This window comes from Komagataeibacter sp. SM21, assembly GCF_041402665.1.
Taxonomy (GTDB): Bacteria; Pseudomonadota; Alphaproteobacteria; order Acetobacterales; family Acetobacteraceae; genus Komagataeibacter; species Komagataeibacter saccharivorans.
The window spans coordinates 45,949-67,381 of record NZ_JBGLOV010000006.1; the positions used below are offsets into that span (position 1 = coordinate 45,949).

28 protein-coding genes and 1 tRNA gene are annotated in these 21,433 nt (G+C 61.7%); 17 read left to right on the forward strand and 12 right to left on the reverse strand.

From position 1 onward, the window contains the following. Window positions 1–99: 99 nt before the first annotated feature. Both ACBR42_RS07925 and ACBR42_RS07930 read right to left on the reverse strand, forming a co-directional pair. Window positions 100–549 (reverse strand): cupin domain-containing protein, encoded by a 450-nt coding sequence (locus ACBR42_RS07925; protein ID WP_102325355.1) that lies wholly within the window; start codon window positions 547–549, stop codon window positions 100–102. Between the two features lie 570 nt (window positions 550–1,119). Then, window positions 1,120–1,205 (reverse strand) — tRNA-Tyr (locus ACBR42_RS07930). 116 nt (window positions 1,206–1,321) lie between these two features. Between ACBR42_RS07930 and rlmB the strand changes: the two genes are divergently transcribed. The 9 genes from rlmB (at window position 1,322) to ACBR42_RS07975 (ending at window position 8,476) form a co-directional block, all read left to right on the forward strand. After that, window positions 1,322–2,149, forward strand: coding sequence for a 23S rRNA (guanosine(2251)-2'-O)-methyltransferase RlmB (gene rlmB / locus ACBR42_RS07935; RefSeq protein ID WP_102325356.1), 828 nt, complete (start codon window positions 1,322–1,324; stop codon window positions 2,147–2,149). 170 nt (window positions 2,150–2,319) lie between these two features. Beyond that, a complete protein-coding gene (locus tag ACBR42_RS07940) occupies window positions 2,320–2,670 on the forward strand; it encodes a RidA family protein (RefSeq protein WP_371207683.1) in 351 nt (116 codons plus the stop codon). A 107-nt stretch (window positions 2,671–2,777) separates the two neighbouring features. Next, window positions 2,778–3,782 carry an SDR family oxidoreductase gene (locus ACBR42_RS07945; protein WP_371207684.1) on the forward strand — a complete coding sequence of 335 codons (1,005 nt, stop codon included), beginning with the start codon at window positions 2,778–2,780 and terminating at the stop codon, window positions 3,780–3,782. 46 nt (window positions 3,783–3,828) lie between these two features. Continuing rightward, a complete protein-coding gene (locus ACBR42_RS07950; RefSeq protein WP_257997648.1) occupies window positions 3,829–3,951 on the forward strand; it encodes a hypothetical protein in 123 nt (40 codons plus the stop codon). A gap of 307 nt (window positions 3,952–4,258) precedes the next feature. Next, window positions 4,259–4,696, forward strand: coding sequence for a CHRD domain-containing protein (locus tag ACBR42_RS07955; RefSeq protein ID WP_118962713.1), 438 nt, complete (start codon window positions 4,259–4,261; stop codon window positions 4,694–4,696). Window positions 4,697–4,826: 130 nt separating this feature from the next. Further along, window positions 4,827–5,348 carry a hypothetical protein gene (locus ACBR42_RS07960; protein WP_371207685.1) on the forward strand — a complete coding sequence of 174 codons (522 nt, stop codon included), beginning with the start codon at window positions 4,827–4,829 and terminating at the stop codon, window positions 5,346–5,348. Between the two features lie 58 nt (window positions 5,349–5,406). Then, window positions 5,407–6,276 (forward strand): aldose 1-epimerase family protein, encoded by an 870-nt coding sequence (locus ACBR42_RS07965; RefSeq protein ID WP_371207686.1) that lies wholly within the window; start codon window positions 5,407–5,409, stop codon window positions 6,274–6,276. 583 nt (window positions 6,277–6,859) lie between these two features. Continuing rightward, window positions 6,860–7,501, forward strand: a complete 642-nt coding sequence (gene bluB, locus ACBR42_RS07970) for a 5,6-dimethylbenzimidazole synthase (protein ID WP_174234092.1) — start codon at window positions 6,860–6,862, stop codon at window positions 7,499–7,501. A gap of 387 nt (window positions 7,502–7,888) precedes the next feature. Then, window positions 7,889–8,476, forward strand: coding sequence for a DedA family protein (locus ACBR42_RS07975; protein WP_102325360.1), 588 nt, complete (start codon window positions 7,889–7,891; stop codon window positions 8,474–8,476). 36 nt (window positions 8,477–8,512) lie between these two features. Here the strand turns inward: ACBR42_RS07975 and ACBR42_RS07980 are convergent, their stop codons facing one another. Then, window positions 8,513–9,109, reverse strand: coding sequence for a TIGR00645 family protein (locus tag ACBR42_RS07980; protein ID WP_102325660.1), 597 nt, complete (start codon window positions 9,107–9,109; stop codon window positions 8,513–8,515). A gap of 88 nt (window positions 9,110–9,197) precedes the next feature. After that, window positions 9,198–10,418, reverse strand: coding sequence for an NADP-dependent isocitrate dehydrogenase (locus ACBR42_RS07985; protein WP_110547269.1), 1,221 nt, complete (start codon window positions 10,416–10,418; stop codon window positions 9,198–9,200). 231 nt (window positions 10,419–10,649) lie between these two features. Between ACBR42_RS07985 and ACBR42_RS07990 the strand changes: the two genes are divergently transcribed. Continuing rightward, window positions 10,650–12,305 carry a phosphoethanolamine transferase gene (locus tag ACBR42_RS07990; protein WP_371207687.1) on the forward strand — a complete coding sequence of 552 codons (1,656 nt, stop codon included), beginning with the start codon at window positions 10,650–10,652 and terminating at the stop codon, window positions 12,303–12,305. A 17-nt stretch (window positions 12,306–12,322) separates the two neighbouring features. On the opposite strand, the gene ACBR42_RS07995 is transcribed toward ACBR42_RS07990, so the two are convergent. Both ACBR42_RS07995 and ACBR42_RS08000 read right to left on the reverse strand, forming a co-directional pair. Further along, window positions 12,323–12,718 carry a hypothetical protein gene (locus tag ACBR42_RS07995; protein WP_102325363.1) on the reverse strand — a complete coding sequence of 132 codons (396 nt, stop codon included), beginning with the start codon at window positions 12,716–12,718 and terminating at the stop codon, window positions 12,323–12,325. Window positions 12,719–12,797: 79 nt separating this feature from the next. Beyond that, window positions 12,798–13,415, reverse strand: coding sequence for a GDSL-type esterase/lipase family protein (locus ACBR42_RS08000; protein WP_371207688.1), 618 nt, complete (start codon window positions 13,413–13,415; stop codon window positions 12,798–12,800). A 129-nt stretch (window positions 13,416–13,544) separates the two neighbouring features. Here ACBR42_RS08000 and ACBR42_RS08005 point away from each other — a divergent pair, with 129 nt between their 5' ends. The 3 genes from ACBR42_RS08005 (at window position 13,545) to ACBR42_RS08015 (ending at window position 15,455) form a co-directional block, all read left to right on the forward strand. Then, a complete protein-coding gene (locus ACBR42_RS08005) occupies window positions 13,545–14,618 on the forward strand; it encodes a restriction endonuclease (RefSeq protein ID WP_118962717.1) in 1,074 nt (357 codons plus the stop codon). A gap of 292 nt (window positions 14,619–14,910) precedes the next feature. Further along, window positions 14,911–15,117: a hypothetical protein gene (locus ACBR42_RS08010; protein ID WP_371207689.1), complete on the forward strand. Its 207-nt coding sequence runs from the start codon at window positions 14,911–14,913 to the stop codon at window positions 15,115–15,117. Between the two features lie 5 nt (window positions 15,118–15,122). Then, complete coding sequence (locus ACBR42_RS08015) at window positions 15,123–15,455, forward strand: multidrug efflux SMR transporter (RefSeq protein WP_102325366.1); 333 nt, start codon at window positions 15,123–15,125, stop codon at window positions 15,453–15,455. 34 nt (window positions 15,456–15,489) lie between these two features. On the opposite strand, the gene ACBR42_RS08020 is transcribed toward ACBR42_RS08015, so the two are convergent. Beyond that, the gene (locus ACBR42_RS08020; protein ID WP_371207690.1) at window positions 15,490–15,849 is read right to left on the reverse strand and encodes a hypothetical protein; all 360 of its coding nucleotides are present in this window, start codon (window positions 15,847–15,849) and stop codon (window positions 15,490–15,492) included. A 176-nt stretch (window positions 15,850–16,025) separates the two neighbouring features. Continuing rightward, on the reverse strand, window positions 16,026–16,202 hold the full coding sequence (locus ACBR42_RS08025; protein ID WP_162900420.1) for a hypothetical protein: 177 nt from the start codon (window positions 16,200–16,202) through the stop codon (window positions 16,026–16,028). A 274-nt stretch (window positions 16,203–16,476) separates the two neighbouring features. On the opposite strand from ACBR42_RS08025, the gene ACBR42_RS08030 reads away from it, so the two are divergent. Next, complete coding sequence (locus ACBR42_RS08030) at window positions 16,477–16,971, forward strand: phosphate-starvation-inducible PsiE family protein (RefSeq protein ID WP_371207691.1); 495 nt, start codon at window positions 16,477–16,479, stop codon at window positions 16,969–16,971. A gap of 30 nt (window positions 16,972–17,001) precedes the next feature. On the opposite strand, the gene ACBR42_RS08035 is transcribed toward ACBR42_RS08030, so the two are convergent. Then, entirely contained in the window at window positions 17,002–17,163 is a 162-nt protein-coding gene (locus ACBR42_RS08035; RefSeq protein WP_162900421.1) for a hypothetical protein, read from the reverse strand. 228 nt (window positions 17,164–17,391) lie between these two features. On the opposite strand from ACBR42_RS08035, the gene ACBR42_RS08040 reads away from it, so the two are divergent. Further along, entirely contained in the window at window positions 17,392–17,568 is a 177-nt protein-coding gene (locus ACBR42_RS08040; RefSeq protein WP_162900422.1) for a hypothetical protein, read from the forward strand. 373 nt (window positions 17,569–17,941) lie between these two features. Then, window positions 17,942–18,133 (forward strand): hypothetical protein, encoded by a 192-nt coding sequence (locus ACBR42_RS08045; protein ID WP_102325369.1) that lies wholly within the window; start codon window positions 17,942–17,944, stop codon window positions 18,131–18,133. Window positions 18,134–18,159: 26 nt separating this feature from the next. Here ACBR42_RS08045 and ACBR42_RS08050 read toward each other — a convergent pair whose 3' ends face one another. Together ACBR42_RS08050 and ACBR42_RS08055 are read right to left on the reverse strand one after the other, a co-directional pair. Further along, complete coding sequence (locus ACBR42_RS08050) at window positions 18,160–18,333, reverse strand: hypothetical protein (protein WP_162900423.1); 174 nt, start codon at window positions 18,331–18,333, stop codon at window positions 18,160–18,162. Window positions 18,334–18,414: 81 nt separating this feature from the next. Beyond that, window positions 18,415–19,605 (reverse strand): aldose epimerase family protein, encoded by a 1,191-nt coding sequence (locus tag ACBR42_RS08055; protein WP_371207692.1) that lies wholly within the window; start codon window positions 19,603–19,605, stop codon window positions 18,415–18,417. Between the two features lie 135 nt (window positions 19,606–19,740). Between ACBR42_RS08055 and ACBR42_RS08060 the strand changes: the two genes are divergently transcribed. After that, entirely contained in the window at window positions 19,741–20,208 is a 468-nt protein-coding gene (locus tag ACBR42_RS08060; RefSeq protein WP_174234093.1) for a surface-adhesin E family protein, read from the forward strand. A gap of 252 nt (window positions 20,209–20,460) precedes the next feature. Here the strand turns inward: ACBR42_RS08060 and ACBR42_RS08065 are convergent, their stop codons facing one another. After that, complete coding sequence (locus tag ACBR42_RS08065) at window positions 20,461–21,414, reverse strand: hypothetical protein (RefSeq protein WP_243705161.1); 954 nt, start codon at window positions 21,412–21,414, stop codon at window positions 20,461–20,463. Window positions 21,415–21,433: the final 19 nt, after the last annotated feature.

Genomic DNA, 21,433 nt, shown 5'->3' on the forward strand with positions numbered 1-21,433 from the left:
ACCAAAATATATTTCCTGTTGCCCTCACGGAATCGTTTTCGTGTACCTTGTTGTTTTTTAAACACAAATAACGTTATTGCGATTTCGCAACAGTCCGTATCAGTATTCCGGTTTTTCTCCTTTTGCGGGAACGGAGGTCGGTGTGCCCGGTGTGCCGGCATAGGTCAGCAGCAGGACGGTCCGTGTTTCCCCCGTTTCGCCGCGATGGGTATCGTTGACTGATTCGGCAAAGGCCTGCCCCTGATGGAAGGTCTGCGTTTTGCCCGTTTCCCGGTCATGGATTGTCAACTGCCCTTCCAGCACATACCCCGCGTTCGGTACCGGATGGGTGTGCCATGGCAGGGCGGTATGCGCGGGAATGGTCAGCCGGATCATGGTCAGTTCCGGTTGTGTGGTGGGGTATTTTTCATACGCCATGCCATTCCATGCGTGATCGGCCTGAAGCAGGATATCCCGATGACCGGACGCAACCGACTGCGCATGTCCCGCCGTGCTGGCGGTAACGGCAATTGACAGACAGGCGGCAAGAATGGGGATTGACCGTAGCATCTGTATCTTTCCATTTGGTTGTCGTTCTGAAATATAGCGCACGGTATGGTCAGGCGTTGCCATAATAATAGGAAAATGGTCGGCCCTATCGGATATTATCGACCAAATACTTAAAATATCATTATCTTACAATATGTTACAAACAATATAGAAATAATTATTCGTAGAGTAAAATAATGGTTCATTCTGTACGGAAAAATAATCGACAATATTAAGTAAATATCAATCAATGCAGAAGCGAAGTTATGGGAATAATTTTCATCAGTTCATTCGGAATGGAAGGCATCTGATGGGATATATCGTTTTCATTATGTCAAAAAAATGAAAACGAAGGAAAAATTCATAATCTGACAGTAATGAACGGCGCACGGGGTGTATCCTGCGCCTGCGCAGGGTGCATGACCGAAGTCGTCCTGCCCGTCAGACATGGATTCCGTGCGGGCCGTCCATACCCCACGTGCGTTGCCGCCACGGAACGGTCCTGCGCATGGATTGCTGCCAGACCGTTACCGGCACAGGTGAGCGACCGCGTGTAGCGGTAAGACCTGATATTATATTGAGAAAGGAGAATGGTGGAGGGAGTTGGATTCGAACCAACGTAGGCGTACACCAGCGGATTTACAGTCCGCCCCCTTTAGCCACTCGGGCATCCCTCCGGGTTGGCGGGGTAATTAAGGGGTATGGCGGGGGGTGTCAATAGGTTTGGCGAAAAACTTCGCCCGCGTGCATTTCGGGGAATGACGCAGCCCGTCGTTAGGCTTAAAGAACGGGCATGAACATGCGCGCTCCCCGTCGTCGCGGCCATTCGCCTGCGGCCCCTTCCGCTTCGTCTTCCCGATCCGGACCTGACCGGGGTGGTCGGGGGGGGCGTGGGGCGGCCTCAGCCCCGCGTGGCACCTGCTGGCTGTATGGGCTGCATGCCGTACAGGCGGCGCTGGAAAACCCGGATCGCAAGCTGCGCCAGCTTCTGGTGACAGCCGAAGCCGAGGAAACGCTGGCCGAAAAGCTGGAAGGCGGTTTCCCCATCCAGCCCGTGCGGACCGAACGCGCGCGGCTGGACATGCTGTGTGGCGCCGATGCTGTTCATCAGGGCATGGCCCTGCTGGCCGATGCCCTGACCGCGCCTGATCTTGATACCGTGCTGGAACAGCCCGGACCGGTTCTGGTGCTCGATCAGGTGACCGACCCGCGCAATGTGGGGGCCATCCTGCGTTCGGCGGCGGCGTTTGGTGCGGTGGCTGTTGTCATGCAGGACCGTAACGCGCCGGAAGAAACCGGCACACTTGCGCGCGCGGCATCCGGTGCGCTGGAAATCGTGCCGCTGATCCGTGTGGTCAACCTGTCGCGCGTGCTGGACGCGCTCAAGACCCGTGGGCTGTGGGTCGTGGGGCTGGATGCGGGCGGTGGCGTACTGGATGGCGCATCCTTCCACCAGCGTCGCGTCGCACTGGTGCTGGGGGCCGAAGGGGCCGGACTGCGACGGCTGACGCGCGAGCATTGTGACGAGATTGCCGGTCTGGCCATGAGCAGCCAGATGGAAAGCCTGAATGTATCCAATGCGGCGGCGGTCGCGTTGTACGAGATGTTCCGCCACCGCTGATTCCCGCCCGCGCAACTGTCACGTGGTTTCGCTTGCGCATCGGGTGGGCAGGGATGCCAGGCGGGCGACGCACCAATTCATATCGTTTCCATCCACGCCATGATCGGTTAGGCCAGCAGGGGCAGCCATGCCCGCGAGCATAACGAATACCAGCACGGAAGGACCTTCATATGACCATTACACGCCTGCAACCCGAAGAAAGGCTGACCGGCGCCGTCGTGCATGGTGGCGTGGTCTATCTGGCCGGACAGGTGGCCGACAATCCCGACCTGGATGCACAGGGCCAGACGGCGGACATCCTGCGCCAGATTGACGCCCTGCTGGTGGAAGCGGGCACAAGCAGTGCGCGCCTGCTGTCAGTCCAGATTTTCCTGAGCGACATGAACGATATGGCGGCCATGAACCGTGCATGGGATGCGTGGCTTGATCCTGCGTGCAAGCCCGCGCGCGCCACGGTGGAAGCCCGCCTGGCCGATCCGCGCTGGAAGGTCGAGATCACCGGAATCGCAGCCCTGCCCTGATCCGCACGCAGGCAGAAAACGCGCCCGGCAGGCAACCCTGCGGCGGCGAAGGGTGTTCTGGTCTGTAAACAGGGTGTCAGCACCCCACAGACAGGGAGCATTCCATCATGCCTGATGACATGCATCATTCTTCATCCCGCCGGACGGTCCTGACGGGTGTGGCGGCCGGTCTTGTCACGGCCGCCGCCGCGTCGGGCCGGGCGCAGGGCGCGGAAATGACTGCCCCGCACCCCGCGCTGGTCGATCCGGAAAACGCCTATCCCCGCCCCCCGTTTCCCGAACAGTCACAGCCATGGCCCGGCCTTGCGGGCAAGATGACGCCACGGCCCGACCATGGGGAAACCAGCTATCGCGGGTCCGGTCGGCTGGCGGGTCGCAAGGCGCTGATTACGGGCGGGGATTCCGGCATCGGTCGTGCTGCGGCCATCGCCTATGCGCGGGAGGGGGCGGATGTCGCCATCGCCTACCTGCCACAGGAAGAACCCGATGCGCGCGAGGTTGTCGCCCTGATCCGGGAAGCCGGACGGAAAGCGGTGGCACTCCCCGGCGACCTGCGGGACAGGAAATACTGTACCTCGCTGGTTGAACGGGCGCATAGCGAACTGGGCGGGCTGGATATACTGGTCAGCAATGCGGGCCGCCAGCGTCATCAGGATTCCATCCTTGATATCAGCGACGAACAGTTTGACGAAACCTTCCGCACCAATATCTATTCGCTGTTTTACCTCAGCAAGGCGGCGATCCCGCTTATGCCGCGTGGCGGCGCGATTATTGCCACGGCTTCGGTCAACGCGTTCAATCCGTCCGAAATCCTGCTGGATTATTCCGCGACCAAGGGGGCCATTGTCGCCTTTGTCAAATCACTGGCCAAGCAGATGGTACAGCGCGGCATAAGGGTCAATGCCGTCGCCCCCGGCCCGTTCTGGACCGCACTGCAGATCAGTGGTGGCCAGACGGAGGAGAACATCCACAATTTTGGTGGCAATACCCCCATGGGCCGTGCCGGGCAGCCTGCGGAACTGGCCCCGGTCTATGTGCTGCTGGCATCGGCCGAGGCCAGCTACATTACCGGTCAGGTCTACGGGGCAGCGGGCGGTACGGGCGTGGGTTGACGGCAGGTGGCCACCGCGTCTTGTCGCCTTACGGGATCGGTGGCACATGGCATGGATGCGTGTGATCCTGTCCTGCCTGCTGATGCTGCTGGGTATCGTGGTGTGCTACTTTGCCATGGGCATGGTGGTGGATACCGGGCGTTTCATATCAGACGCGCACCCTTGGTAACGGGTGCCGTCCTGCCCTTGCGGAGGGTGTGATGCACTGTCAGTGGATGAATACGCATGGCCTCGCCAGCCTGTTATGGCCCCGTCGACGTGGGTGCTATCAGCGGGTTTCGCTATGGTTCCGGCCGGATATGGCATGGATGGAACGCCCGCGCCCGCTGGATATATAAGGGGCCTGCGTACCGGGTCTGATAATGATTTGTATTGCATGCCCGGTACGTTCATGCATCACATAAACATTCACTGCGTAAACATTACATCAACAATAAAGTATTGCGTGAAGGCAGTATTCTGTAGTGGAGGTTGATATGGTCCGTTTTTTCGCCCTGCCCGCCCTTCTTGCGGCGAGCATCGCGGTCGCTTCTCCCGTTATGGCGGCAACCGTGCGGCTGGAAGGTCATTTCCAGCCCGAACATGCAACGACCTCCCACCCCGAAGGTACGGTCCGGGCCACGCTCGATACCCACAGCAATCTGGTCAAATATACGCTGACATGGACCGGGCTGAGCGGGCCGGTCGTCGCCGCCCATTTCCATGGCCCCGCTTCGGCCAGTGAGGAAGCAGGCGTGCTCGTGCCCATTCCCGCCCCCTACAAATCCGGCCAGCACGGCTCCGTCCTGCTTTCATCCGAACAGGCGCAGGCCCTTCAGAACGGACAGGTTTACGTGAACCTGCACACAGCGGCCCTGCCCAATGGGGAAGCGCGCGCGCAACTGGCCCCGGTCACGCCCGGCGGGGCGAAATAAACTGAAGCTGAAGCGGTACATGTCCATGATATAATTTGCATGGCTGGTATTTGTGCGGCACTCTCAACGTGTGACATGGAAACCATGTCGGCCATGTAAGGATATGGGGCGACACCGTTCGCCGGAAGTCATGGAGTCTGCTTTGCGCCTTGCATCTCTGGCCGCCGCGGCGGTCGTTATGTCCGTGTCCTCTATCGGCCCTGTCACGTATGCTCATGCAGCCGATGCGCTGGGTGATCACACGGGAACCATTGCCTTTACCCTGTCGGCGGCGGATCTGGGGGCGGGTGTTTCGTGGGGCAAGGGTATCCTGACGTTTGAAGGGCACGACTATCCCTTCCGTATTCATGGTGGCTCCGGTGCCGCCATCGGGTTTTCCAGAACACGGGCTACGGGCACCGTCTATAACCTGTACCGCCTGCAGGATATCGAAGGGACATACTGGTCCGTTCAGGGCGAAGCGACGGTGGGCGCGGGCAAGGGCGGCGCCGTCATGGAAAACAATAACGGCATATACATCAAGTTTACATCCAGCAGCAGCGGGGCGCGGCTGGCCTTTTCAGTGGAACGCCTGACCCTGAAACTCAGACCTGCCAATGGGGACAAAGGCGCGCCTGCTCCGCTCACATCTGCTTCAACCGCGCATCAGTAGGCAGGGACCACCCGGATCGTGCATGGTGGCCCATCATGAAATGGATGGAGCCACCGGCATGACTGACGATACCCACACATTCGGCGATGGTGTTCTGGGCGCAACCGTAAGCGCCCACGGGGCGGAACTTCGTGCCCTGCGCGCCGGTGGCCGCGACCTGCTGTGGAGCGGGCAGGAACCGTGGCGGCGGCATTCCCCCGTGCTGTTTCCCATTGTGGGGCGGCTGGTGGATGATACCGCGTGGATCGACGGGCGCGGGTATCACATGACCCAGCACGGTTTCGCACGCGACAGTGCCTTTCGCTGGCTGGAGCGTGATGAAACCGGTTGCCGTCTGGAACTGGTTGATACGGCGCAGACGCGCGAAGTCTTTCCTTTTGCCTTCAGTCTCGTCATTGAATACCGCATCACGCAGGGCAGGCTGTCCGTGGGGTATTGCGTCACCAACCCTGATGTGCAGCGCGTCCTGTCCGCATCGCTGGGGGCGCATCCGGCCTTTATCTGGCCGCTGGCGCCCGATGTGCCCAAGGATCGCCATGTCATCGAATTCGATCAGCCCGAACCTGAAGACGTACGCAGGCTGGACGGGGGGCTGCTGCTGCCCGATCCACTTCCCACCCCGGTACGGGGGCGTATGCTCCATCTGGATGAGGCGCTGTTCACGCATGATGCCCTGATTATGGACTGCCCCGCCAGCCGGGGCCTGACATACCGCATTCCCGATGGTCCCGGCCTGCGGCTGACATGGGAAGGGTTTGCGCAACTGGGCATATGGATGAAGCCGGGGGCCGATTTCCTGTGCATCGAACCGTGGTACGGGCTAGCCAGTCCTGTCGGATTCAAGGGTGAATTTTCCACCCGTCCCGCAGTGTTCCATCTACAGCCGGGGCAGGAATGGCGGGCTTCGTGGCAGATTGGCTGTATCTGAGGAAACGGACGTTCCGGCAGGTGCATTTTTCATGCAACACCTGCCGGAAAAAGCCCTGCGAAAAAAGCATGGATCGGCCCGGAAATCTGCGAAAATATTATATTTGCAAGCATCGGGTTGCGGCGTAGCGTGCGCGGCAGGAGCAGCATGCGGCAAGCGCGCCCGCTAGGCTCACGGGAAACGCCTCGATGCGTAGTTTTTCTCCTGTCCCTACCATGGGATTTTCCCCGTCTCCCGCTTTCCTTTCCATCCGTACCAGGGCCCGGCGCGTCGTCGCGTGGGTTGGTGCCGCGTATCGGAAACAGGGAATGATGCTGCTGGCCACGCTGCCCAGTATCGCCGTGCCGTCCGGTTGCCATGCCGGGATTGAAGGAGCGCCTTCCCTGCTGGCCCTGCGGGGTTGGGACCGGAACTGACCTGCGGCGGCGGTCAGTCCTGCCGGATATATCCTGATATGGCGGCGCATTCCGGTGCGCCGCCATATTCATATCTGCACGGTGGCATCCCCATAAGGCAGGCGTGCCGTGGCCACCCAGGGATTGGGGACGTGACAGACGGGCCGCAATGAACGAAAGAGAAGGGCATGACGACCATGCCCGAATTCTCTCCCGTCTTCATGGACCAGTTGGACGACCTGTTTCGCTGGCGGCGGGATGTACGGCACTTCCGCCGCGAACCCGTGCCCGAACCGGTTCTGGATGAATTGCTGCGTATTGCCTGCCTCGCGCCATCGGTCGGGCTGAGCGAGCCATGGCGTTTCGTCCGCGTGGACGACCCGCAGCGGCGTCAGGCCGTGCGGCAGGACTTCATGCGCTGCAATGCCGAAGCGCTGGCCGACCGCACCGGGCCGGATGCGCAGCATTACGCACGCCTGAAACTGGCGGGTCTGGACGATGCCCCGCACCATATTGCCGTGCTGTCCCATCCCGAACCGGCGCAGGGACGCGGGCTGGGGCGCGGCACCATGCCGCAGACGACAACATGGTCCACCGTCATGGCCATCCATACGTTCTGGCTGGCGGCGACGGCAAAGGGAATCGGGGTCGGATGGGTGTCGATCATCGACCCGGACCAGATCATGCGCGTACTGGATGTGGAACCGACGCTGGAACTGGTGGCGTATCTATGTGTCGGCTACCCGGCGGAACCGGCCAGCACGCCGGAACTGGAACGCCGGGGGTGGGAGCGCCGCGCACCCGAACGGCGGGAATGGATACAGCGGTAAGTGATGCGGCAGGGTGGCTGTGCCGTTTTCTGAAACTTTTTGAAAAAAGCTTCACCAAAAACGTCTTTATGATTTGTGGCATGGCCCCTGTTGCGCTGGCGCGGTTCGGTGCGATCCAGAAAACGGGGGGCAGATATTCACTAAATCCGGTTTTGCTCCGGGGCCGTTTCACCCATTGTGCCAGCCGGATTTCAGTCGGGTAATCGACATGCGCAGTTCCGGTGACCGCATGCCGGGCGGGGTTCAGGTCCGGCGCGCAATTCCTGCTCCGGCGGGGCTGGCATATGAAGCCGTGCATGATTTTCCCGAACGGAGGAGCGGACACTGCTGCATCATTTTGAATATCTGTTCCAGCACTACGGTTACGGGGTCATTACCCTGATCGTGATGCTTGAAAGCATGGGGCTTCCGCTACCGGCCGAGACCCTGATCATTTCAGCCTCCATCTACTGTGCCGCCACGCAGCGGCTAGATATCCAGTGGGTCGCGCTGGCGGCGGTGACGGGTGCCGTGATCGGGGACAATATCGGCTATCTCATCGGGCGGAAGGTCGGCCTGCCCCTGTTGCAGAAATACGGCCCGCGCATCCGCCTTACGCCGGACCGGCTTCTGCTGGGCCGTTTCCTGTTTCGCCATCATGGCAGCGCCATCGTATTCTTCGGTCGGTTCATTGCCCTTCTGCGCGTTTTCGTGGCGCTGCTGGCGGGGGCCAACCATATGCCGTGGCCGCGTTTCATGCTGTTCAATGCGCTGGGCGGGCTGTGCTGGGCCGGCGGGTATGCCACGGGCGCCTATTATCTGGGCCGCAAGGTAACGCAGGTTTCCGGCCCGGCCAGTATCGCAATGGGTATCGCGGTGGCGGTAGGGCTGATCGCCAGCGCGCTGTTCCTGCGCCGTAACGAAGAACGCCTGACGCAGCAGGCCCTGCGGGAAGCCCGCATGGACGATGCAGCGAAGGGGGCTGACGCGGCGTAATCGGGCGCGGGGCGGGAACGGATCAGGTAATCCGTTTCAGTGCGCGTCCGGTTTCACGCTTTCATGCCGCGCCGGTGCGCCGGGCGCTTCCATCATGCGGTCCATCATCGCCAGCATGAGACCCGATACGACGAAAGCCAGATGGATGCCGACGCTCCATGCCAGTGTCCGGCTTGGGATCGTGTCCACCCGGATGAAATCCGCCAGAACATGAATGGCGGACATGGCCACGATGGAGGCCATGAGCTTGATCTTGATGTCCCCGAACGTGACATGGCCGATCCAGTCCGGAAAGTCTCGGTGGTTGCGCACATCCAGCTTGGAGACGAAATTCTCGTACCCCGCGAACATCACGATCAGCAGCAGGTTGGCCAGCAGCACAAGGTCGATCATGTCGAGGATGCCGACGAATACATCGTCGAATTGCAGCGTGTAGCTGTCGCGCAGCAACCCCCACATGGTCTGGAGGAACTTGACCAGAATGACCACCAGACCCGCTGTCAGGCCCAGATAAAGCGGCGCGCATAACCACCGCGCGCGAAAGAAAAGCTGTTCCAGCGTGCCTTCCAGCCACGGCGTTTTCTGCGCGGCGGGAGATGGGGGCGTTACGGCGGGTGGATGGTCGTCGTGCATGACCATCATATAATCACGCCCCCATCCCGACAGGTAGGCGCATCTGCGCGCATGGATGATTTTTCATCCATGCGGCGCGTCCGCGTGTTCAGCTACGCGACAGGGCGGTGCGCAGCTTTGTGTCCAGCACATCGAGGAAGGGCTGGGTATCGAGCCATTTCGTATCGGGGCCGACCAGCAGGGCCAGGTCCTTTGTCATCTGGCCCCCTTCGACCGTTTCGATGCACACGCGTTCCAGCGTGTTGGCGAAGTGGGTCACATCGGGGGTATCGTCAAAACGCCCGCGATAGGCCAGTCCGCGCGTCCATGCGAAGATGGAGGCGATGGGATTGGTGCTGGTCGGGCGTCCCTTTTCATGTTCGCGGAAATGGCGGGTCACGGTGCCATGTGCTGCTTCCGCTTCCACCACGTCGCCCGTCGGGTTCAGCAGGACCGATGTCATGAGACCGAGGCTGCCGAAACCCTGCGCCACGATGTCGCTTTCCACATCGCCGTCATAGTTCTTGCACGCCCAGACATAACCGCCCTTCCACTTCAGCGCGCAGGCGACCATGTCATCAATCAGGCGATGTTCGTAGGTCAGGCCCAGCTTCTCGAAATCGGCACGGAATTCCCGTTCGTACACTTCCTGGAACACATCCTTGAACATGCCGTCATAGGCCTTGAGGATGGTGTTCTTGGTGGACAGGTAGACCGGCAGCTTGCGGTCGCGCCCATAGGACAGCGATGCGCGCGCGAACCCTTCGATGGATGCACGGGTATTGTGCATGCCCAGCGCCACGCCGGGGCCGGTGAAGTCATGCACGTCCAGCACCTGTTCCGGGCCGCCATCGGCCGGGGCGTAGCGCAGCGTCACCTTGCCGGGGCCGGGAATGCGGGTTTCGGCGGCGCGGTAGATGTCGCCATAGGCATGGCGGCCGATCACGATCGGCTGGGTCCAGTGGGGGACAAGCCGCGGCACGTTGGAACAGATGATCGGTTCGCGGAAAATCGTGCCATCAAGGATGTTGCGGATCGTGCCGTTGGGCGAACGCCACATCTTCTTCAGGCCGAATTCCTCCACCCGTGCCTCGTCAGGGGTGATGGTGGCGCATTTCACGCCCACGCCGTAGCGGCGCACGGCTTCCGCCGCTTCCACCGTTACGCGGTCGTCCGTCTCGTCACGATGGCGGATGCCCAGATCATAATATTTCAGATCGATGTCCAGATACGGCAGGATCAGCCGTTCGCGGATGAAATGCCAGATAATGCGGGTCATCTCGTCGCCATCCATCTCGACAACGGGATTCCTGACCTTGATCTTTGCCATAATACGTTTGTCTGCCTTTATGATTCCGGTTTTCTGGTAACCGTTTTTTATCAACGACTGTTCTTCTGGCACCCGTCTGCGCGGGCCTCCCGGGGGGCGCATTATTAGGCGTCCGGACGGGGGATAAAAAGCGTTGCCGCGCGCCGGTTCATTCACAAACGTGCCATCGCCTGTTCTCGCCCCGGTACCATGGGGCTACCGGCAGGGGCCGCCCCATGGCATGAAACGTCCATGACGATCCCGCCCAGCCCGCCTGCCCGATCCCGCTGGCGTCTTCCGTGCCGACAGGCATGGCCTGATGCGTTGCTGGCCATCATGGGAGTACTGGCCCTTCTGCCCGCCTGTACGGCGTTGCAGGGCGTCATCCGCGCGGTGGTGCTCTGGACGGTCGTGGCGCTGCTGTTCAACAGCAGGCGGGTGCTGCTGGCGCTGTTCCTGCCGGTGGTCATGCTGTTTCCGGCCGCCGTGTATTATATCAGCATAAGCGGGACACCGCCGGGCTATCCGCTGTGGCTGATCCTGTTTTACTGCTCCGTGCCCGTTGTCGTGGGTTATGTGCGCCCGGTGCTGCCGTGGCTGTGTGTGTGGATCGGGATATGGACGGTGCTGGCGGGGTTCTATCTCGCCCGCCCGCGCGGGCCGGTGGTGCGATGGGGGATTCCCGCGCGTCTGGGTGCGGTCGCCGCGCTGCTGGCATGGATTGTCGTGCCGACGGTGCGGTTATGGCAGCATCTGCCGCCCACGCGCGGGGGCACCGAAAATCCCATGGTGGCCATTCATTCGCGTTTCGACCGGGCATGGCCGTGGGGCATGGCGACGGGTTATGTCGCGGCGCGGCGCGAAACCCGCCGTGTAACCGATATGGCGCGGCGGATCAGCCATGAACCGATTCATTTCCTTACGCCGCCGCGTCCGGACCCGCGACAGGTGATCGTGCTGGTGATCGGGGAAAGCGCGCGCCGCGACCATCACCACATTTACGGCTACGGATCGCCAACCACCCCGGAAATGGAGCAGGTGGACAGCCTGCTGCATTTCGATGACATGGTGACACCCTTCGACTACACGGTCGGCGCGGTGCCGGTCATCCTGTCGGGCTACGACCGGCTGCGGCCGGGCGGTGGGCCGGGACATGATCTGGTCTCGGTCTTCAACGCCGCGGGATATGATACGTGGTGGATCAGCAACCATCCCCGGCTTGGCCCCTATGACAGCGTGATCGGCGCCTATTCGGAACAGGCGCACCACATCGCCTATACCACCGTGCATGACGGACTGATGAGCAGCCCGGTGCTGGATGAACGGATGCTGCCGGTAGTGGATGATGCGATTACCGGGGCGAAAGGTCCGGTCTTTATCGTGCTGCACCTGTTCGGCAGCCATGAAAACGCGGGTGATCGTTATCCCCGCGGTTTCGGGGGGTTGGGCACGGCCTATGACAACAGTATTGCCTATACCGACCATATGCTGGCCCATGTCGTATCCACCCTGCATGCCCATGGCGGTCCGGCAGTGCTGTTTTACGTCTCGGACCACGGGGTGCGCGTAAGTGAGTGTTCGGGCGGGATTCCGGCGCATGGGGATGTGCGCGCGGCCTATGAAATCCCGTTCTATCTGTGGGCGTCCGCCGCATGGCGGGCAACCCATCCGCAGGCGGATCAGGCGGCGCATGACAACCTGCACGCGCCCTTCATGCTTTCCGCCATTCCCGGCAGCGTGCTGGATGCAGCCGACCTGCATTACGTGGGGGACGGGCGGGAGCAGTCCGTCCTGTCAGCCCATCCCGCCCGTCCGCGCCGCATCATCCACGGCGACAGCAGCGCTAACCAGAATGTTGATTACGACCACAGCCATGATGACGGGCGCTGCCATATCGCCCCGGACTGATGTGGGGCAGGCGGCGATCAGTGTCCCGCCGGATGCTTTTTGCGCCATGCTTCGTAGCGGCGGCTGTCCAGACAGTAGGCAAGGTTTTTGTATAGCTGGATGTGGCGGATATGGGTCACGTCTTCCTGACAGGCGATCTTGTCGCTGTCCGTATATTCATCCCATGCGGGCTGCAGGACCAGCGCGCGTTCCTTTTCCCCCGTGACGCAGGCATTGGTGACCGCATCGCCGAATTCGGTCGTGCAGTCATCCACCACCGGATAGTTCGGGAAGGAAAGGGCAGGGGCGGGCAACTGCACTTCGGGGCGGATATACAGGGAATTGAGTTCCCCTTCGGGCACATCGGCGCGGGCGGCGGGAGCGCAGGCCACGGCCAGTATGCCCAGCAGGGCACAGGGAATGATCTTTTTCATGTCTGCATGCCTTGTTTCAGAAAACGGAACCAGCCGTCATGGCGGGTAATGTGGCAAGCATGGCTGCTGCTGCCAAGCGTCATGATGGGACGCGCAGCGGGGACACCGCGCCCATCCATTTCCGCCATGCGGGCCAGTCGTGAACCAGCCGGGCCAGTTCGGCATATCCGCCGCCCGTGGGATGGAATCCGTCGCCGCGCGCGATTTCCGCACACCACAGGGGGCGCGCGCGCAGGGGTTCCCATATCGGCAGGAAGGGTATCTTCATATCCGCGCATAGCCGGGCCATGGCGTCCGACAGGGCGCGGATGCGCCAGTCATGGTCCTCATGCCCCACCGGCGGCGGCCCGACCATGAGCACGGGCCATGTCTGCCGCGCCTGTTCCAGTATGCTCCGGGTGGCGCGCATGCTGTCCGCCCATGTAACCCGGGTCTGTCCACGCGGCGTGGTGGTGCAGTCATTGACCCCGAAGGACAGGACCACGCCGCCATCATGCCGCCCGTCCAGCCGGGAGCGGGTTTCGGTCAGCCAGCGCCGGGCGATGTCGCAACTGGTCTGTCCGCGCACGCCCAGATTGTACAGCATGACATCCCGCCCGCCCCGCCGTTCCATGGCGCATAGCCGTCCGGCCCAGCCCTGGCAGGTCTGATCGCCCGTTCCCGTGACATAGCTGTCACCGATAAAGCAGAGTCGCATGTGCGGTATATTACGCGCCTGACGGCCCTGATGCCATGGCGTAAGTGACTGGGGTTTCCGTACTTTCCTATTTTGTTCTCATGCTCTAGTCTCGCCCCGTAACCAAAGCCAGGGGGCGATAACGGAAAGATGGGTGCAGGGATCATGCCATGGCTGTGGTGCGGGTTGCTGCTGGCCCCTGTTCCCGCGCGCGCGGCGTCGGAAGCCTGTTACGTACCGCCCGCATCCGTGGGCTGCGCACAGCCGGGCGCGCTGCACCGGGCGGATAATCTGCCCGCCGGGCCGGGGCAGGCCCATGCGCTGGCCCAGTTGCATTGCCAGCGCGTGGCCACGGGCGGGGAATGGGAACTGCTCGGTCATCATGCGGATACCGTGCTGCTGCGCCATCTGTCGGCATCCCGTGGCGCGATCTCCCTCTATTTTCTCGCAAGTACTGTCCGGCCTGCGTCGGGTCTGGCGGTGGGGCTGATGCGGCTTGTGCTGGTCGGGATCGCGGCCACGCTTCTCTGGCCCTTCATGCGGTATGGCTGGCGGTGGCTGCGGCGTCGCCGGGCATGGCGGCTGTGTATCCGCATGGTCAACCGGCATGCCGATGCGCTGCGCATACGGCGCAGGCAGCTTGTGCAGATCAACAGCTATGGTGTGGAACGCACGGGCCGGTGGCGGCGTGAACAGGCGGAATTCATCAAGACGGTCATCCAGCCAGCCCTGCGCCGCAGTCGGCTGGAAGGCGTATGGCCCAGCATTGCCCGGACCGTGCTTGCCCGTATCGAACAGGTTGCCCGCCAGCCGCTGGCCGGTGCGGGTAACAGGCATGAGGACGCCCGCTACACGCCTGACATGGACCCCATCGCCTATGAACGCTTTTGCGCGGCCAGCCTGCGGGCTGCCGGATGGGACGCACGCGCAACCCAGCCTGGCAGCGATCAGGGGGCTGATGTGATCGCCACGCGCGGCAGGCTGCGGCTGGTCGTGCAGTGCAAGCTGTATCGCAGTGCTGTGGGGAATGAGGCGGTGCAGCAGGTATCAGCCGCGCGAATGCATTACCGGGGTAATGTGGCGGCTGTCGTTTCCAATGCTGATTATACGGCTTCGGCCCGTGCGCTGGCGCGGTCCAATGACGTGTTTCTGCTCCATCATGAGGAACTGCCCGCCTTCGCGGCCCGTCTGGCGCGGGCACGCGGCAAGGCGTTCATGTCATAACATGTCAGATAGGGGATGGTCGCCCCGTCCCGGCTCCGGTTCATCAGCCCTTTCGGGGCTGTGAAACCGGCACGGAAGGCTGATTGCGCGTACTCAGACGGGCCGTGATCAGCAGATGGGCGATCATACGTGCAGAGTTGCTCATGTATCATACCTCCTATCTTCCCTATACATGAAGCGTTTCGGGAAAGCGAAGGTTTCCTGCAACATTGCAAACAGTTTCCGCGCCGGTTGCGATTCAGGCGTGGCCTGCCCATCTTTGTTGGCAGATAATGGCCGTATGGGGGAAAAGTTGCGACGACATCGTGTAATGCTGGACGGGCGCGAACTCTATGCAGGGGCACAGTGGACCCATGTCCAGCGCTTTGCCGAAGCCCTGCGTGCGCGCGGGCAGGATGCGGTGGCGATTCGTGATGAAACGCCCCGTCCCCCACGCCAGCCGCGCCGCCGTATGGCCGGGCTGCCGCCGCGTGCCACGCCCGCGTCCACACAGGGCTGAACGGCATGGCCTATTTCTATCTGGCCCTCGCCATCGTGGCGGAGGTTACGGCCACGTTCTGCCTGACGCTGTCCAATGGTTTTACCCGGCTGGCGCCGTCCTGTGTGACGGTGGTGGGCTATACGGCGGCTTTCTATTCGCTATCGCTGGCTTTGCGCAGCATTCCTGCCGGCATGGCCTATGCCATCTGGTCGGGCGTGGGCACCGTGCTCATCACACTGGTATGCCGTGTGGTGCTGGGGCAGAAGCTGGATATGGCCGCCGTGCTGGGCATGACCCTTATCGTGGGCGGGGTGCTGGTCATGAACCTGCTGTCAGGTGCGGGAGAGCATGGATGAAAAAGGCTGGCCCCGTCGGGAGCCAGCCATCAGGTCAGTGTCGACCGCCGCCGCCGTGACCACCACCACCGTGACCGCCCCCGCCGCCGGGTCCACCGTGGCCACCACCACCGGGTCCCCCGCCGGGGCCACGTCCACCGCCCCCGCCACCGGGACCGCCCCCCCCGCCGGGGCCGCGTCCGCCAAAATGTCCCCCGCCACGCGGGCCGCCACGACCGCCCCGTCCCATATATATGGGAGCGCCCCCGTAATAATCGCCATACCCGCTGTAATAGCCACCATCATAACCATAGCCGCCATATCCCCCGTAATAGTAGGGCGGCGGACCATCGGCGCAGGCGGCCAGAGTGCTGGCCAGCGCCAGTGCGCCCAAGGGCCGGATCAGTCGTTTCATGGGCAGGCAGTTCCTTTTTTCCAATACGGCGTTCCGTCCTGATCTTGTCAGGTTCATTCTGTATAAAGAAAAAAGGTGGCAGGACGATGCAGGGCGATTTTCATGAAAATCGGCCAGACGACAGGGGCGATGCACATTTGTCCGTACATCGCCCCCGCGCTGACCGTTATGCAGGCTTATTTCAGCCCGTCGGCCTTGGCCAGTTCCTTGACCCGGCGCAGAAGGGAGACGGCGTAATCCTCCCCTTCCATCTTGGAGCTGAAACCGGAGATGGTGCCGGTCAGGCCACCAATATTAACCTCAAGACTGAATTTGCCCTGCGCATCGGGACCACTGGTCGTGACGTTGCTCATAATCGTCTCCTGTCGTGTTGTGACATGCGGGTCCCATATTGGGGTCCGGTTTTCTAGACATAGGATGAATGGGCCGCGATCCAAGATCTCCCCCCGCATGCCTGCATACCGGTCGGCTGGCTTGACAGGGCAGGTCAGGATACCGGTCCCGCCTGTCATGGTCATGCCCCACGGTTTTGCACTGTCTGGCATGTTTCTGTTACAACCCTGATCCTCTCATGGCGTGGCTGAAGGCGGCGTCCTTCATTTCTCTGACCTTTGGCCGCTTACGCTTATGATGACACGCCTGCCCGGCTTTTTTCAGATGGCCCGCCTGTTCGACCTGTTCGAGGAGGGGGTGATGCTGATCCTGACCCTGCTGATTGTCGCCATTGCCGGGACATCGCTTGTGCATGTGGTGGTGGCGGTCTGGCGCATGCTGGTTTCAAGTGGTCTGAACCCAACCAGCCCCGATGTGCTGCAAAGTATTTTCGGCATGTTCTTTACGGTGCTGATCGCGCTGGAATTCAAGCATTCCATTCTGGTGCTGCCCGATGCACAGCCGCACAGCATGATCCGCATGCGCTCCGTGCTGCTGATCGGCATGCTGGCCACGGTGCGTAAATTCATTGTCATCGACCTCAAGGAGGTCAACGTGATGGAGCTGCTTTCGCTGTCGGCTGCCATCCTGTCACTGGGTATCGTCTACTGGCTGGTGCGGGCGCCACAGCCCGCCGCCGTCAGAACGGATGACCAGCCAGCTTCCGTAACCGCTGGCACCGGGAACTGACGGATCAGGCCCCGGCAACCGGCCACGCCATTATTTCTGGCGCGCCAGTTCGGCTTCCAGCTTGTGGATGCGCTGTTCGAGCGCGCGGGCGTGTTCCGGCCGGTCCTTCAGCGCAATGTCATGCTCACGCCGGACCTGTTCCAGTTCGCGTGCCAGATCGGTGGCGGAAGGAAGATGATGTTCTGATGCCATTGTTCAGGTTCCTGTATGAAAAAGGGTTTCCTGACATGTCGGCACGTATCCGCCCGTCACAACCTGCTGTTTATGCGCAGGAGATATGTCGGGGCGGGTCAATGCTTGCAGCGCCCGATATGACTGGCATGATAACCGCGGCCATGAACCGGGAACCGGGGTGCCGGACCGTAGGCGGCAAGTACTCCGGCGCAGGCCACCGTCACGACCGGAAAGGGAGATCAGCGGATGGATTTCAAGATGGGCGATATTGTCGCAGTCAGGGATGACGCGTCAGTCAAACCCCAACTGCGTGGCGTCAAGGGCACTATTGTCGAAATGATCGATAATGGTCAGGTCCGCGTGCGCAATGACAGTACCGGTAATGACGAATGGTTTCCCGCAAACGCTTTGCAGCAGGAATAGGCGGGCGGGTGGACTCAGTCCCCTTCCCAAAGGTGTATGAAGGCGTAAGGGTAGGTCAGGCAGGTCCGGACAAGATGCCGCATCTGCGTGGTCCACTGCTGTGGGGTGCGCAACGGTGTCATGATCTGGCCTCCTTGCCGTGTAACGGTAGCGCGTCGGGGATGGGGGACCATGCCCCTCGTCGTGTGCCGTAAAGACAGGGAAGCATGGAAAATGCAGTGGCAGGGATCACGTATGCATGAGCATGCGCCTGTTGCGCGGCAGGCGCATTGCCGCTGCGCATGCCATGTTTGGACGATTGTGTAACCATGGTGATACAAGGCAGGGAGAGGGTTCCCGTCGGAAACCGGACCGAGAGACAGCGAAGAGATTGATGAACCGCGGCAAGATTGTGAAATGGGCGACCATCGTGTCCCTGCTGCTAATGATTGGCAGCGTTGGCGTTCTGGTGCGTGGTATGACGGCCGACGGGATCGGCCCGGTTTCATGGATGGTGGCTGAAGGGCTGGCGGGTCTGGGCCTGCTGGGCCTTGGTCTGGTCAATATCAGTGGCGGGCGCGATTAGGCTCCACGCGCCCGCACGGGCATGCCTTATCCCCCCATGCCCGGTCCGCCGGAGCCACCGGGGCCATCACCGGGTCCATCCTGACCGGGGGAACCGGTCATCCCGCCCACGCCGCCGCTCTGGCTTGGGTCGCTGGGTGCATGGCCGGATTCGCACGCCGTAAGTCCGGCCAGAAGCAGCAGCACGGAAAATATCCTCATGGGGTCCTGTATCCTTCGATCACGCTTGAGTGATGTATTTAAGGGGTCATCCCGAGGAATCAACGTTTTCGTCCCTTATCGCTAAGGCTGCGTGCGCCCGGTCGGTTCCACGCCAAGACGGTATATGGTCGTTTCGTCGTAAGTCTGCCCCGGCCTGAGTACGATGCTGGGAAAATCCGGATGGCTGGGACTGTCGGGGTAATGTTCGGCTTCCAGCGCCACGGCATCGGTCTGCCGGTAGGCATGACCGGAAGGCCCGGCGTACCGCCCGTCGAGTGCATTGCCGGTATAGACCTGCAGTCCCAGCTGCGTTGTTAGTACATCCATCATCCGCCCCGATGCGGGATCAGCCAGACGGGCTGCAAGTACCGGCGTGGATGAAAGCTGTCCGTTGACGATCCAGTTCTGGTCATAGCCATGTGTGTACATCATCTGTGGATCACTACTGCGCAATCCGGCGCCAATGCGGTGTGGCGTGCGGAAATCCAGCGGTGTTCCTGCCACCGATGCGATGGTGCCAAGGGGCAGCGAGTGGGAATCGGTCGGGGTGTAGGTCTCCGCATTGATCTGCAGGATATGGTTTTCGACCGATCCGCTGCCTTCCCCCGCCAGATTGAAATAGCTGTGGTTCGTCAGGTTCACCACGGTCGGGCGGTCGGTCGTTGCGCGATAATGCAGCACCAGCGCGTTGTGCTGGTCCAGCGTGAAGGTGACATGTACCCGCAATGTGCCCGGAAAGCCTTCATCCCCGTCCGGGCTGACCAGCCCAAGTGTGACGCTGGCATGATCCGGCGTGGTGTCCGTGTCCTCCACCGTCCAGACATGCTTGTCGAACCCCTTGCGGCCACCATGCAGCGCGCTGGTCCCCTCGGTCTGGGGGATATGGTGGATCTGGCCATCCAGCCGGAAACTGCCATTGGCGATGCGGTTGGCCACACGTCCGACGGTCGATCCGAAAAACAGCCCGCCCTGTGCGCTGTCCCTGGTGTAGCCCTCCAGTGTCGGGAAACCCAGCACCACGTCATCGACATGGCCGTTACGGTCAGGGGCATCAATGGCGGCCACGGTCGCGCCATAGGTCAGGATCTTCACGCGCATGCCATGCGTGTTGGAAAGCGTGAATGCTTCCACCTGCTGTCCATCCGGCGTGAGGCCGAACGGCGCGCGTGTGAGTGTGGGGGCGTCCGGCGCGGCATGGGCATCGGGTAGCATCACGCCGATCAGCATCGCCAGTAACAGGGTGCGGTTTATGTGTGAAAAACGGGGGTACATGAACGCTTTCCGTCATTATGGGTTCAGGATGATCCCGTATTGTCCAGACATGCCTTGCTGCTACTGGCCCGATCCTGCAAAACAGTGACAGGAATGCGGGGCCCGGATGGTGCCTGCGCGGATGAAAGGGAGAAAATGGGATACAGGGTTGTGGTGGCGGTGCTGGCCGCGGGTATCGCCTGCGGCGGCATGGCGGACGATGCGCGGGCGGCACAGGAGCAGCCGCTTTCCCCATCCGCGCATCCGGCGGCGAATTTGCAGAAACTGCCCCCCTACCAGAACAAGGTGAACGAATATATCGACCTTGCTTCCGTTCAGGTACACGGCACGCATGCCACCGCCGCCTTCATTCAGGATTTTGACGAGGAGATGATCCGCCACGGCCTGCCTTTCGCTTCGGTCAGGTTTTCGGTCGTCTATAACTGCGCGGCGGATACTTATCGCACCCTGTCCTATTCCACATGGTCGGCCCATATGGGCACGGGCCACAGGATAGCCGATGGCCCGGTGCCGCGTGGCGAGATGGCTGTGGACCCGTCCCTGCGGGATGGCAGGCGCATTGCCTGTTCCCATGTGGCGGGAAAGCATGAAGGGGACAACTGAGTCCTCCATCTGTGGATAATGCGGTAAATCATGTGGATAACGGCGTGGATGAGTCGCATGCTTATCCCATGAATGGCCGGGGAAACAGGTAAAAACAGGCATTCCCCCTTCTGTGGACAGACGCTGGCCTGACCGGGTTGCGCGGGTAAGACCCTGCGGCGTTGATGCAGGGCGGCTGGTCCCTGCCATAACGCATCTGATTGCGTGCGGGTTTGACGCGCCTGTTTTTATGTATGGGCCATCAGGGGAAAGTCAGGGCCTGGGCGTGGCGGCGGCATTGCCGTTCTTGGCGGGCAGGATGTCGTCACTGCCGCTGGACCCGGACACAAGCTGCCACTGCCGGCGGTCATCCTGATAGCGTGACAGGCACATGAACAGCGCCTGATATTTTTCCAGTCGCCCCGGATCGGTCACAAGGGAAAGGCAGGCCGCGCGCAGGTCGCTGTCATACTGCGTCCACTGGGCGGTCAGGCTGGCCTGACTGCCCTGTTCGGCGGTGACGCATTCCCCATCCGTGTCCTGCATCTCGATATGGGCGCGGTCGCAATTGGCGGCGATGTCGTAATGCGGCAGCACGACCCGGCGACCATGCTGGGTGTCATACGGGTGGTGGGCCAGTTTCTCTATGTCCAGTCCCGGTGTGGCGGCTGCCTGCGCGGGGGCCGGTTCCAGCGGCGGCGGCAGGCTTTCGCCATGCGCCAGCGCGTATTTCGCCATATCGTCCAGCGCCGCCCATCCGCCCTTGAGGGAGAAGGAAACGGGGTCATGTTCAAAGGGGATCAGCGTTCCCGTTTGCGCCGTTTTCAGCGCGTTGACCAGATCGGGCATACTGTCTGCCTTAAGGTCGCCACCCGCCGTGTCCCATTTCTGGCCGGTCTGGAAGGTCTGTAGCGCTACGCTGAATTTGGGGCCGATCATGACCACGGCTGTCTGTATGCCCGCCGGGTTGCGGTAGCGGCCATGGCGCTGGTGAACGGCAAGGCCGAGTGTCCCGCTGGCGGAGCGGTAGAACATGATATCCAGCGAACCCTGATGGGACATGATCATGGGCTGGCCGCCCGCACCGCCATTGGCGAAAACCCAGTCCGGGTCAGCCGCCCGCGCATGCGATGTGGCGCAGAGGGTCCCGATTGCCAGGATGGCAGCAGGTAACAGGCGCATCCCGGCTTTTTCCTTCCATAATCCGCAGGTTGTGTGGTCCGCCATGATAACGGTGCGTGACCCA